Below are 12,804 nucleotides of genomic sequence, written 5' to 3'. Positions count from 1 at the left end.
CCAACCCCTTTTTCATTGATTGGAGCACTGCGATGAGCTGCCACCCCACGACAACGACGAACATGCGCGCCGCGGCCTGGATGGCACTCGTCGCGCTCTCCGGTCTTTGCGCCTTCACGTCCGCGCGCGCACAGGGCGCCGACACCTTCAAGATCGGCATCATCAGCCCCATGAGCGGCCCGAACGCGCGCTACGGCGCCTTCGCCAACAAGGGCGCCGCGCTCGCTGCCAAGGAGATCAATGCCGCCGGCGGCGTGCTCGGCAAGAAGATCGAACTGGTGAGCGGCGACAGCCAGTGCGTGCCGGCCGAAGGCGTGGCGGCCACGCAGCGCATGATCAGCCTGGAAAAGACGGCGATCATCATCGGCGACGTCTGCAGTTCGGTGACCCTGGCGATGCAGCCGATGGTGGAGGAGTCGAAGGTGCTGCTGGTCAACGCGGCATCGTCCAACCCCGACATCACCCACAAGGCCGGCGTCGGCGGCTTCAAGTGGACCTTCCGCAACTACCCGACCGACGAGGTGCGCGCGGCCACCGTGCTCGAGTACGCCGCCAAGACCAAGGGCTTCAAGAAATACGCGGTGCTGTCGGTGGACAGCGACTACGGCCGCGGCGCGATCAAGTTCACCAAGCGCTACCTGCCGAAATACGAAGGCGCGGAAATCCTCAGCGAGGACTACTACAAGGATTCCGAGACCGACTTCCGCTCGGTGCTCAGCAAGATCCGCCGCTCCGGCGCGCAGGCCATCATCCTCTACGGGCAGGCCGACACCACGCCGATCATCGCGCGCCAGATGCTCGAACTGGGCCTGGCCGGCAAGGTGGCGCTGGTGGGCAACGGCGAGTTCAACACCAAGGAAACCATCGCCGCGGCGCCCAAGGTCATGAACGGCGCGGTCGAGGCGGCGGCCTGGCTGCCCGAGGTGCCGGCGCCGCGCAGCCTCAAGTTCGTCGACGACTACCAGAAGGCCCATGGCGGCGAGATGCCCAACAACCACGCCTACACCCACTACGACACGCTGCAGCTGATCGCGCAGGCCATCAAGAGCGCCAACAGCCTGAAGGGCGAGGACGTGCGCAACGCGCTCGCCAAGATCAAGTACGACAGCCCGATGGGCATCGTCACCTTCGACGATCACAACCAGGCCGTGCTGCCGATGGTGCTGCTGGAGATCACCGACGGCAAGCCGGCCATCAAGGGAACGATCACCACCAAGATCGACTACGCGGTCAAGTGAAGCGCCGACTTCATCCGCCTGCCGGGACACCCACGTGAGTTCCTTCATCCTCGAACAGATCGTCAACGGCATCATCACCGGGTCGGTGTACGCGCTGGTCGCCGCCGGCATGACGATGATCTTCGGCGTGCTGCGGGCCATCAATTTCGCCCACGGCGAGTACTACATGCTGGGCACCTTCGCGGCCTGGTGGGTCATGTCGAAGCTGATGGCCGACTACAGCCTGGCCATCGTCGGCGGCGTGGCCATCGTGTCGCTGATCGCGGTGCTGATCGGCCGCAGCGTGATGCAGCGGCTCATCGGCCAACCTTTCCAGGCCGGCGTGCTGGCCACGCTGGGCCTGTCACTGATCCTGCAGAACGTCGTCATCCTGGCCTTCGGCGGCGGCTACAAGGTGTTCTCGGGCGGCTGGATCGAGCCGATCGAGCTCGGCGACTTCGGCATGTCGCAGCAGCGCGTGATCCTGGTGGTGGTCACGCTCGTCGTGTTCGCAGCGCTCGAGTGGATGGTGCGCAGCACGCGCCTGGGCCGCTCGATCCGCGCGGTGTCGCAGAACATCGAGTGCTGCCAGGTCAACGGCATCGACGTCGAGCAGGTGGTGCGCCGCACCTTCCTGATCGGCGTCGCCATCGCCGCGCTCTCGGGCATCCTGACCGGCCCGATCAACGTCAGCATCTACGGCGGCATGGGCGAGTCGATCACGCTCAAGACCTTTGCCGTGATCGTGATGGGCGGCATGGGCAACGTGCGCGGCACCCTCATCGCCGGCTGCCTGCTCGGCGTGGTCGAGAGCCTGGTGGCCGGCTTCATCGGCCTGCAGTACCGCGACTCGGTCGGCTTCGTCGCGCTGCTCCTGATGCTCATGCTGCGGCCGCACGGCCTGTTCAGCAGCAGAGCCCGCTTCTGAGCCCATGAGCTTCTGAGATCTCACCGAATGGAACGGACGATGATGTCTATCACCACGCTGGATACGCCCCGCCTGCCGGCCGCACGGCTGGCCACGGTGAACTGGAGCGCCTGCGCGCTGGCGATGGCGGCATTGCTGGCGGCGCCGCTCTTCCTGGGCGACTACTACCTGCACGCGATGGTGCTCGCGATGATCTTCCTCTTGCCTGCCTTGGGCCTGAACCTGATCCTCGGCTACACCGGCATGCTGTCGCTGGCGCAGGGCGTGTTCTTCGGCCTCGGCGCCTACGGATCGGCGCTGATGTCGATCCACTTCGGCACGCCCTTCCTCGTGAACTTCCTGTGCGCCGGCCTGCTCGCCGGGCTGGTCGCGCTGCCGCTGGGCATCCCGGCGCTGCGGCTGCGCGACACCTCCTTCGTGATGTGCACGCTCGGCATGGTGGTGATCGCGCAGGTCGTGTCGAAGAACTGGGTCGAGCTCACGCGCGGCGACATGGGCCTGTCGGGCGTGCCGCGGCCGACGCTGGGCTTCGGCGACATGGCGCTCACCATCGTCAGGGCGCCCGAGTACTTCTATCTCGTGCTGGTGCTCGCCGCGCTGGCGGTGGCTGCCTTCGTCGCGCTGATCCGCTCGCCGGCCGGCCGCTGCATGGTGGCGATCCGCGACAACGAGACGCTGGCCGAATCGCTGGGCGTGCCGACCTGGACCTACAAGCTGATCGTGTTCATGCTGAGCGCCGTGTTCGCCGGCCTCGGCGGCAGCCTCTACGCGCACTTCTCGACGGTGGTGAGCCCGCTGGTGTTCCAGGCCTACTACTCCAACACCATCCTCATCATCGTGCTGGGCGGCGGTGTCGGGAAGGTGCCGGGCGCGATCATCGGCAGCTTCGTCTTCGTGGCCGTCTCGGAGGCGTTGCGGATCACGCCCGAGCTGCGCATGGTGATCTACGGCTTCGTGCTGCTGGGCCTGGTGTTCCTGTTCCCGCAGGGGCTGGCACCGCTCTTCCACGGCGCGGCCGAGCGCATCGCGCGCATCGGCCAGGGCGGCCGCAAGGAGCAGCGCGATGTCCGCTGAGCACGCCATGCTGCGCATCGAAGGGCTGCGCAAGAACTACGGCGCGGTGGCTGCGCTGCAAGGCGTGGACATCGAGGTCCGGCGCGGCGAGGTGATGGGCCTGATCGGGCCCAACGGCTCCGGCAAGTCGACTCTGTTCGACTGCTGCACCGGCCTGCAGAAGAGCGACGCCGGCCGGGTGCTGCTGAAGGGCGTGGACATCACCGGCTGGCCGATGAACCGGATCGCGCGCGAAGGCCGCTTCCTGCGCAGCTTCCAGAAGACGGTGGTCTTCCCGACGCTGGATTCGGAAGAGAACCTGGTGCTCGCGGGGCAGATGTCGCGCTTCCCCAGCGTGCTGTCGACCTTCTGGATCGGGCCGGCCGCGCAGCGGCGCGTGAAGGCGCTGCGCGAACGCGCCCGGGAGCTGATCGAGGTCTCTGGCCTGTCGCGCGTGGCGCACCAGCCGGCCGGCCACATGTCCGGCGGCCAGCAGAAGCTGCTGCAGTTCGCTTCGATGCTGATGCCCGAGCCCGAGCTGATCCTGCTCGACGAGCCGCTGGCCGGCATCAACCCGGTGCTGATCGAGAAGGTGATCCAGTGCATCGAGCATGCGAACCAGACGCTGGGCGTGACCTTCGTCGTCATCGAGCACAACACCGACGTGCTGATGAACCTGAGCCACCGCGTGGTGGTGCTGCACCAGGGCGCCAAGCTGGCCGACGACACACCCGAAGCCGTCGTGCGCAACCCCGAAGTCATCGAGGCCTACCTCGGAGGCTGACATGGGAGACCCGATCATGGAACTCGAGATCGACAAGCTGTATGCCGGCTACGGCCACCTGGACATCCTGCACGGGGTGGACCTCAAGATCCGCCACGGCGAATTCGTCGCGCTGCTCGGGCCCAATGGGGCCGGCAAATCGACGCTGCTGAAGTCGCTGTTCGGCATGACCACGCACAAGGGCGGCGCGATCCGCTGGAAGGGCAAGGACATCGCCGGCCTGCGGCCGCAACAGATGCTCGCGCACGGCATTGCCTACGTGCCGCAGGGGCGCTGCAATTTCCAGCTGATGACCATCGACGAGAACCTCGAGATGGCGGCCTACACCCTCAAGGACGGCGACCTGAAGGGCGAGCGCGAGTACGTCTACGACCTGTTCCCGATCCTGCGCAAGCGCCGCAACGAGCTTGCCGGAAACATGTCCGGCGGCGAGCAGCAGCTGCTGGAGATGGCGATGGCGGTGCTGCGCCGGCCCGAAATCCTGCTGGTGGATGAACCCTCGGTGGGCCTCTCGCCGCAGGCGATCACGCTGGTATTCAACGAGCTCAAGCGCCTGCATCAGGGCGGCCGAACCATCTTGCTGGTCGAGCAGAACACCCGCAAGGCGATGCAGGCGGCCGAGCGCGCCGTGGTGCTGCGCCTGGGCAAGGTGATCTGGGACAGCCCGGTCGCCGACCTGAGCAATGCCGACCTCGGCGAACTGTTCATGACGGGCCGTCGCGCTTCGGACGCGGCGCCGGCCTGAGCGCCGACATCCACCGAACATTCAAGGAGCTGAAAAGCATGAAACTGGCATTCGACACCGGCGGCACCTTCACCGACTTCGCCATGACGGACGACGACGGCACGATCCTGCTGCACAAGGTGCTGAGCACGCCGGACGCCCCCGCGCGCGCCGTGCTGCAGGGCGTAGACGAGCTGCTGGCCAAGGTGCGCGCGAACCACGCGGGCAGGGCGGACACGCGCGGCACGCTGCAGATCCTCGGCGCGACCACGGTCGTCACCAACGCCGTGCTCGAGCGCCGGGGCGTGAACACCGCGTTCATCACCACCGACGGCTTCCAGGACATGCTGCGCATCCGCACGGAGGGCCGCTACGACCTGTACGACCTGCGCATCCAGTACCCCGAGCCGCTGGTGTCGCGCGAGCTGTGCTTCGGCGTGGTCGAGCGCATCGCCGCCGACGGCACTGTGATCACGGCGCTCGACGAGGAGGGCGTGCGCGCCATCGGCCGCACGCTGGTGGAGCGCAAGGTCGACTCGGTGGCCGTGTGCCTGCTGCACGCCTACAAGTACGCGCAGCACGAGCGGCGCGTGGCCGAACTGCTGGCCGAGGTGGCACCGAAGATCTCGGTGTCGCTGTCGTCGACGGTCTGCCCCGAGGTGCGCGAGTACGACCGCGCGTCGACCACCGTCGCCAACGCCTACACCCGGCCGATGATGGTCGGGCACGTGAGCCACCTCGAACGCGAGCTCTCGCAGCGCGGCATCGACGGCCAGCTCTTGTGGATGACCTCGAGCGGCGGCGTGGTGCCGAGCTCGGCCGCCTCCCGCACGCCGGTGCGCCTGATCGAGTCGGGTCCGGCGGCCGGCGCGGTCGCCGCCGCCGACTATGCCCGCCGGGCCGGCGAGGCGAGCGTGCTGTCCTTCGACATGGGCGGCACCACCGCCAAGCTGTGCCTGATCCCGAACGGCCAGCCGATGGTGGCCAACGAACTCGAAGTGGCGCGCCACGCGCGCTTCCGCAAGGGCAGCGGCTTCCCGCTCAAGATCCAGTCGATCCACATGATCGAGATCGGCGCCGGCGGCGGCAGCATCGCGGCACGCAACCGGCTCGGCCTGCTGGGGGTCGGCCCGCGCAGCGCCGCGGCCGCGCCCGGCCCGGCCTGCTACGGCCGCGGCGGCACCGAGCCGACCGTGACCGATGCCGATCTGCTGCTGGGTTACCTCGACGAGAAGTCCTTCCTCGGCGGCGACTTCGCGCTCGACCGCGCGGCGGCAGAGGCCGCGATGGCGCGCCTCGCGAAGGAGCTCGACATCACCCCGGAGCGCTGCGCCTGGGGCATCCACGACATGGTCAACGAGAGCATGGCCGAGGCCGCCTCGATGCAGGCCACCGACAGCGGCGTGGACCCGCGCGCGCTGCCGCTGATCGCCTTCGGTGGCGCCGGCCCGGTGCATGCCTACGGCGTGGCGCGCAAGCTCGGCATCCGCAAGGTGATCTGCCCGCTGGGCGCGGGCGTCACCTCGGCCATCGGCCTGCTCGGCGCGCCGGTGGCTGCCGATCTCTCGACCAGCCTGCCGATGCGGCTGTCGGCCTGGGACCCGAAGGCGGTCGACGCGCTCAAGGCCGCGCTCCAGGCGCAGGGCCGCGAGGTGGTGCTGGCCAGCCAGGTGCCGGCCGACCGCATCGGCTTCTCCTACACCGTGGACATGCGCCACGTGGGGCAGGGCTACGAGATCTCGGTGGCGCTGCCCGAGCTGGACCCGGCCGACCCGGCTTTCCTGAAGGAGCTGCTGGCGCGCTTCCACGCCAACTACGTCGCGCTGTACGGCCGCGCCGTTGCCGGCACCGATGCCGAGGTCATCACCTGGCGCATCCGCGCGAGCGGCCCGAAACACGAGGTGTCGCTCGCCGGGCTGCGCGGCGAAGCCGGCGCCGTGCGCGATCCGCGCAAGGGCACGCGGCCGGTGTTCTTCTCCGAACTCGGCAAGTACGCCCTGACCCCGGTCTACGACCAGTACGCGCTGCTGCCCGGCGTGCCGGTCGTTGGGCCGGCCATCATCGAGCAGCGCGAATCGACCGTGGTGATGGGGCCGAACGCCTCCGCCTCGCTCGACGCCGAGCACAACCTGATCATGCTTTTGTCCTGAAGGGCCTGCGCCATGTCCATGCTGAAACCCGACTTCAACGACCCGATCACGCTGCAGGTGATGTGGGACCGCCTGGTCTTCATCGCCGACCAGGCCGACATCGCGCTCGGCCGCACCGCCTTCTCGCCGATCGTGCGCGAGAACCACGACTACGTCACCGTGCTGCTCGATGCCAAGGGCCGCGCGCTGGCCCAGTGCACCTGGTCGATCCCGGTGTTCATCACCACGCTGCCGATGGCGGCGCAGAACTATTTCCTGCCGGCCTTCCCGCCCGAATCGCTGGAGCCGGGCGACGTGATCGCCACCAACGACCCGGTGATCGGCACCGGCCACCTGCCGGACATGGTGATGCTCACGCCGATCTTCCGCAACGGCAAGATCGTGGCCTATGCCGGCAGCATCGCCCACCTGCCCGACATCGGCGGCCGCCCGCAGTCGCCCGACTCCACCGACATGTTCGAGGAGGGCATCCGCATCCCGATGCTCAAGCTCTTCAAGGCCGGCAAGCCGAACACCGACGTGTTCGCGGTGATCGAGGCCAGCGTGCGCCTGCCGCACGAGGTGCGCGGCGACATCCAGAGCATGGTGGCGGCCAACGAGGTGATGTGCCGCGAGCTCAGCCGCTTCATGGACGAGTACGGCCTGGACGACTGCAACGAACTCGGCGAGGCGATCTTCAGCCGCTCCGAGCGCTTCATGCGCCAGGCCATCGCGGCCTGGCCCAACGGCAGCTACAAGGCCGACATGACCATCGACGGCTTCGAGAGCGACGTGACGCTGTGCGTCAGCGTCGAGGTGGGCGACGATGCCATCCACGTCGACTACACCGGCACCTCGCCGGAAGTGGCGCGCGGCATCAACGTGGTGCCGCACTACCGCGTCGCGCACAGCGTCTACGCGCTCAAGTGCCTGCTCGACCCGGACACGCCCAACAACGAGGGCTGCATGATCCCGCTGACCGACTCGGCGCCCGCGGGCTCGATCCTCAACCCGCGGCCGCATGCCGCCGGCGCGGCGCGCAACCTGGTGGGCCACGTGATCCCGAGCCTGATCTTCAAGGCGCTGCAGAACGTGGTGCCCGAGGGCGCCATGGGCGACAGCGGCGGCGCGCCGATCTGGGGCATCAACTGCCAGGGCCAGCGCTCCGACGGCAGCGCCTACGGCAGCGCCCAGAACTTCCACGGCGGGCAGGGCGGGCGTTCGTCGATGGACGGGCTCGACACGCTGAGCTTCCCGTCGAACTGCCGTGTCACGCCGATCGAGATGTACGAGATGGCGGTGCCGATCCTGACCGAGCGCAAGGAGCTGATCCCGGATTCGGGCGGCCCCGGCAAGTTCCGCGGCGGCCTCGGTCAGCGCGGCGTGATGCGCAACCTGTCGGACCGCGAGATGAACATCTACCTCAGCACCGAGCATGTGAAACACCCCTGCCTGGGCGTGCTGGGCGGCCAGGCCGGCCGCAACGGAGCGGTGATGCACGACGGGCGCCACGTGTTTCCGAAGGGCCGGCTCGTGCTCGGCCCGGGCGAGCGGCTGATGATCGAGCTGCCGGGCGGCGGCGGCTGGGGCGATGCCCAGCAGCGTTCGCGCGAGCTGGTGGAGGACGACCTGCGACAGGGCCTGATCAGCGCCGCGGGCGCACTCGCCGACTACGGCTACGAAGCGCTGGCCCCGGCAACGCCGGCCAAGGCGGTGGCGTGATGGCCGGCACCGGACTCTCCGGCAAGGTCGCGCTGGTCACCGGCGGCGGCTCCGGCATCGGCCGTTCCACGGCCCTGATGCTCGCGGCCGAGGGCGCGCGCGTGGTGGTGATGGGCCGCCGCAAGGAGCCGCTGGACGCGGTGGTGGCCGAGATCCGCGCCGCCGGCGGCGAGGCCTGGGCGCGCCAGGCCGATCTGCAGGAACGCGAGCAACTGCAGGCGCTGGTGCGCTGGACCGAGGCCGAAGTCGGCTCGGTCGACATCCTGGTCAACAACGCCGGCCTCACCAGCCGCGTGCGCAACATCCGCTGGATCGAGCCGGACGACTGGGAGTCGGCCATCTCGGTCAACCTGACCGCCGTCTACGTGCTGATCCAGGCCGTGCTGCCCGGCATGCTGGCCGCCGGCGCAGGCACCATCGTCACCGTCTCCTCGCTGGCGGCGGTGCGGCCGAACCTGCTGGGCGGCGCCCCCTACGGTGCGGCGAAGGCGGCGGTGAGCAACCTGATGGGCTTCATGCATGCCACCTTCCGCAACAACAACATCCGCTCGACCACCATCCTGCCCGGCGAGGTGAACACGCCGATCATGGACACCCGCGTGCGCCCGCCCAGCGCCGCCGAGCGCGCCGCGATGGTCGCGCCCGAGGACGTGGCGCGCGCCATCCTGCTGGCTTGCACGCTGCCGCAGGGCACCACCATCGAGCAGCTGGTCATCAGCCCCACGCTGGCGCGCGACCAGGGGCCAGACGTCGAGATCAGCCGCTGGCTCGGCGCCCCCGATGGCACCCCCGGCAAACCCTGAACGAGAGACAACACGATGAGCACTTCGTCATCATTGAAGGAACGCCTGGCACGCGGCGATTCCGTGCTGATGGTCAATCCCAACCACATCTCGCCCACGCTGTGCGAGAAGCTGGTGCGCTCGGGCGCCGACTCGGTCTTCATCGACTGCGAGCACGGCCTGGCCGGCTTCGAGGACATCCACCACATGGCCAAGGCCGCGCGCTACGCGGGTGGCTTCGGCATCGTGCGGCCGCAGAACCAGGAGCGCTCGACCATCACGCGCTGCCTCAACGCCGGCGCCGACGGCGTGATGGTGCCGCTGATCCACACCGCCGAGATCGCGCGCCAGGTGGTGCACACCTTCCGCTACGCCTGCCCGGACGACCATGAGACCCGGCTGCTGATCGGCATGGTCGAGTCGGTCGAAGCGGTGCGCAATCTCGACGAGATCCTCGCGGTGGAAGGCATCGACGTGTTCTTCGTCGGCCCCGGCGACTTGTCGCAATCGATGGGCTATACGCCTGCAGTGGCGGCGGGAAAGCGCCGGGCGCAACCGGTGCTCGACCTGGTGGACCAGACGCTGCAGCGCATCCGCGCCGCCGGCAAGGTGGCCGGCACGCTGGTCGTGCGGCACGACGTCGCGCATCTGGTGTCGGTCGGCGCGCAATTGCTCTACTACCATGCCGATCCCTTCGTCGCCGAAGGCGTGGGCGTGATGCGGCAGCTCAGCGCGCCGCTCGCTGCAGAAGCGCACTGAGGCTCAGCGCGGCGTCGCGTCGGGCTCGGGCGCGCGAATGCCGACCAGGCGGCCGTCGGCGAACAGGTCCTCGATCTGCTTGCGGAGGATGCCGAGCACCGCCTGCGCCTGGTCCGACATCGGCAGGTGGTCCGGCACGCACAGCGACACCGTGGCCTGCAGGCCGGGCTCGACGATCCGGCGAATGACCAGCTGCGCCGCAACGCTCGTCGCATGCGCCGAGGCCGACGGCAGGATCGTGGCGCCGACGCCGGCCTCGATCGCCTGGCGCAAGGTCGCGGCCGACTCGATCTCGGCCGTGATGCGCGGCACCACGCCGATGCGGGCGAAAGCCTCGTCGATCAGCCGGCGCAGGAAGTGCGTGCGGCTGGGCAAGAGCAGGTCCATGTCGGCCAGTGAACGCAGGGCGACAGCCTCATCGCTGCCCGGCGGCAACCGGAGATCCGGCGGCGCGATCAGGCACAGCTCCTCCGTGAACAGGGGCTGCAGCGTGACGCCCTTGATCGGGCCGGCCGCATAGATGACGGCCATGTCCATGCGCCCGGTCATCACCATCTCGCTGAGCACCAGGCCGAAGTTGTCGTTGATGAAGAGACTCACATCGGGATACTCGCGCCGCACCGCCTGCAACAGGGGCATCGAGAGAATCGACGCCGTGCTGTAGGTGGCCAGCCCCACCGACACGGCGCCGGCGATGAAGCTGGCGTCGCTGCGGCTCGTGAGCTCGCGCTCCACCTGCTCGAGATGGCTGAGGATGATCTGCGCATGCCGGTAGAGCTCGCTGCCGGCGCGCGTCGGCGTGACGCCGGCGTTCGAGCGGTTGAGCAGCCGGTGCTTGAAATGCTCCTCGAGCGAGGCGATGTGCTGGCTCAGCGCGGGCTGGGCGACGCGCAGCTGGTGCGCCGCGGCGGACAGGCTCTTCGCATCCACCGCCGTCACGAAGCTCCTGAGCGTCTTGAAGTTCACCGTCATTGCCGGCTGATCGTAACCCCGGTTGACGCGGTCAATCGGTGGCTCGATGCTTGCTTGGCTCCGTCCCGAGAGCATCAACGAGGCCCCCGTGAATCTCAGGCGTTTGAAGTATTTCGTGAAGATCGTCGACGTCGGCAGCCTGACGCAAGCCTCGGAGGTGCTCCACGTCGCCCAACCCGCGCTGAGCCAGCAGCTGGCGACGCTGGAAGGCGAGTTCAAGCAGCAGCTGCTGCTGCGCACGCAGAAGGGCGTCATGCCCACCGAGGCCGGCAAGGCGCTGTACCGCCATGCGCAGATCATCCTGCGGCAGTTCGACCAGGCGCAGGCCGACGTGCTCAACGCCGGTCAGAGCCTGTCGGGCCAGGTGTCGGTCGGGATGGCCCCGGGCACCGCGGCCTCCGCACTGGCCTTGCCGCTGCTCCGGGCCGTGCAGGGACGCCATCCGCAGATCGTGCTCCACATCAACGAGAACTTCGGCACCACGCTGTGCGACGTGGTGCGCAGCGGCCGCATGGACATGGCCGTGCTGTACGGCGGCGGGCGCGTCGTGCAGGGCCTCTCCTTCGATCCGCTGCTGACCGAGGACCTGTTCGTCGTGGCGCCCGAGGGACTGCTGCGCAGGGAGGGCGAGGTGGCGCTGGCCGACCTGGACGGCATCGACCTGCTGCTGCCGTGCGCGAACAACCAGCTGCGCAGGTACGTGGACCAGGCTTTCGCAGCGGCGCAGATGGTGCCGCGCGTCGTGGCCGAGATGGAATCCTCGAACACGCTGGCGGCCGCGGTCGCCTCCGGCGTGGGCGCGACGATCCTGCCGGTGTCGGCCGCGCGCGGGGTCGCCGCGACCGCCGACGTGCACCTGCACCGGATCGTCTCACCGCCGATCGAGGTGCCGCTGGCCTTGTGTGCGTCCGATCATCTGCCGCTTTCCGAGCCGGCGCAGGTGGTCAAGGCCATCCTGCTCGAACTGGTCGGCCAGCTCGAACTCGAAGTCGGCCTGCATACCTTGCATTGACGGCCCCGCTCGTTTTCAGTTGGGGCAGCGGGCCTCGAGCGCGTCGATGAAGGAACGGTCCCATCGACCCTCCTTCATGGCCCGTATCGTCTCGGCTTCGGTCTCCAGGTGTGCGCGTGCCTTCTCGATCAACAGTTCGGCCTCGTCCGGCGCGAAGGCCATCAGGCCGTCCTGGTCGCCGACCACGATGTCGCCGGGGTTGACCACCATGCCGCCGACGGACACCGGCACGTTGATCTCGCCCGGGCCGTCCTTGTACGGGCCGCGATGGGTGACGCCGCGTGCGTAGACCGGGAACTCGCGCGCCCTGATTTCGGCCACGTCGCGGATCGCCCCGTCGACCACCACGCCCACGACGCCGATGTGGGCGGCGTAGAAGGACAGGATGCCGCCGACCACCGCGTTGTTGAGGATGCCCCCGGCATCGATCACCAGCACGTCGCCGGGACGGCAGAACTCGAGGGCGCGCAAATATGTCAGGTTGTCGCCGCCACGCGAGCGCGCCGTGACGGCCGTGCCTGCCATGGTCCGGGCGACGGGGCGGTGATAAGGGTTCAGGCCCGTGGTACCGATGTTGCGATGCATGTTGTCGCTCAGCGCCGCAACGGGCATCTCGCGCAGTGCGGCCAGGATCTTCGGATCGACCTGCGCGGCCGAGGGGTTCTTGCGGATGGCTTTGTATGGCATGGGTGTGTCCTTGGTGGCGGCGATGGTTCGTGCGT

12 protein-coding genes are annotated in these 12,804 nt (G+C 68.7%); 10 read left to right on the top strand and 2 right to left on the bottom strand.

The window, feature by feature from the left end; all coding sequences use genetic code 11:
• Positions 1-32 precede the first annotated feature (32 nt).
• The 9 genes from ACSQ9A_RS24985 to ACSQ9A_RS24945 are packed head-to-tail and all read left to right on the top strand — an operon-like array spanning position 33 to position 10,098.
• On the top strand, positions 33-1,238 hold the full coding sequence (locus ACSQ9A_RS24985; protein ID WP_212733643.1) for an ABC transporter substrate-binding protein: 1,206 nt from the start codon (positions 33-35) through the stop codon (positions 1,236-1,238).
• A 34-nt stretch (positions 1,239-1,272) separates the two neighbouring features.
• Positions 1,273-2,145 (top strand): branched-chain amino acid ABC transporter permease, encoded by an 873-nt coding sequence (locus ACSQ9A_RS24980; protein WP_436305619.1) that lies wholly within the window; start codon positions 1,273-1,275, stop codon positions 2,143-2,145.
• A gap of 39 nt (positions 2,146-2,184) precedes the next feature.
• A complete protein-coding gene (locus ACSQ9A_RS24975) occupies positions 2,185-3,219 on the top strand; it encodes a branched-chain amino acid ABC transporter permease (protein ID WP_436305618.1) in 1,035 nt (344 codons plus the stop codon).
• Positions 3,209-3,982 carry an ABC transporter ATP-binding protein gene (locus ACSQ9A_RS24970; protein ID WP_093103735.1) on the top strand — a complete coding sequence of 258 codons (774 nt, stop codon included), beginning with the start codon at positions 3,209-3,211 and terminating at the stop codon, positions 3,980-3,982. The genes ACSQ9A_RS24975 and ACSQ9A_RS24970 overlap by 11 nt, the downstream gene beginning before the upstream one ends.
• 1 nt (position 3,983) lies before the next feature.
• Positions 3,984-4,727, top strand: coding sequence for a branched-chain amino acid ABC transporter ATP-binding protein (locus ACSQ9A_RS24965; protein ID WP_436305617.1), 744 nt, complete (start codon positions 3,984-3,986; stop codon positions 4,725-4,727).
• 38 nt (positions 4,728-4,765) lie between these two features.
• Complete coding sequence (locus ACSQ9A_RS24960; protein WP_436305616.1) at positions 4,766-6,856, top strand: hydantoinase/oxoprolinase family protein; 2,091 nt, start codon at positions 4,766-4,768, stop codon at positions 6,854-6,856.
• A gap of 12 nt (positions 6,857-6,868) precedes the next feature.
• Positions 6,869-8,557, top strand: a complete 1,689-nt coding sequence (locus tag ACSQ9A_RS24955) for a hydantoinase B/oxoprolinase family protein (RefSeq protein ID WP_436305615.1) — start codon at positions 6,869-6,871, stop codon at positions 8,555-8,557.
• The gene (locus ACSQ9A_RS24950) at positions 8,557-9,360 is read left to right on the top strand and encodes an SDR family oxidoreductase (protein WP_436305614.1); all 804 of its coding nucleotides are present in this window, start codon (positions 8,557-8,559) and stop codon (positions 9,358-9,360) included. Before ACSQ9A_RS24955 ends, ACSQ9A_RS24950 begins: the two co-directional genes overlap by 1 nt.
• 15 nt (positions 9,361-9,375) lie before the next feature.
• Positions 9,376-10,098: an HpcH/HpaI aldolase family protein gene (locus ACSQ9A_RS24945; RefSeq protein WP_436305613.1), complete on the top strand. Its 723-nt coding sequence runs from the start codon at positions 9,376-9,378 to the stop codon at positions 10,096-10,098.
• A 3-nt stretch (positions 10,099-10,101) separates the two neighbouring features.
• On the opposite strand, the gene ACSQ9A_RS24940 is transcribed toward ACSQ9A_RS24945, so the two are convergent.
• Positions 10,102-11,070 carry a LysR substrate-binding domain-containing protein gene (locus ACSQ9A_RS24940; protein ID WP_436305612.1) on the bottom strand — a complete coding sequence of 323 codons (969 nt, stop codon included), beginning with the start codon at positions 11,068-11,070 and terminating at the stop codon, positions 10,102-10,104.
• Between the two features lie 88 nt (positions 11,071-11,158).
• Here ACSQ9A_RS24940 and nac point away from each other — a divergent pair, with 88 nt between their 5' ends.
• Positions 11,159-12,082 (top strand): nitrogen assimilation transcriptional regulator NAC, encoded by a 924-nt coding sequence (nac, locus tag ACSQ9A_RS24935; RefSeq protein WP_436295227.1) that lies wholly within the window; start codon positions 11,159-11,161, stop codon positions 12,080-12,082.
• A 15-nt stretch (positions 12,083-12,097) separates the two neighbouring features.
• On the opposite strand, the gene ACSQ9A_RS24930 is transcribed toward nac, so the two are convergent.
• The gene (locus tag ACSQ9A_RS24930) at positions 12,098-12,769 is read right to left on the bottom strand and encodes an RraA family protein (RefSeq protein WP_093103747.1); all 672 of its coding nucleotides are present in this window, start codon (positions 12,767-12,769) and stop codon (positions 12,098-12,100) included.
• Positions 12,770-12,804: the final 35 nt, after the last annotated feature.

It is taken from the genome of Variovorax sp. LjRoot290 (genome assembly GCF_964253985.1).
In the GTDB taxonomy this organism is placed as follows: domain Bacteria; phylum Pseudomonadota; class Gammaproteobacteria; order Burkholderiales; family Burkholderiaceae_C; genus Variovorax.
This window is presented reverse-complemented; position numbering and strand designations above follow the sequence as displayed.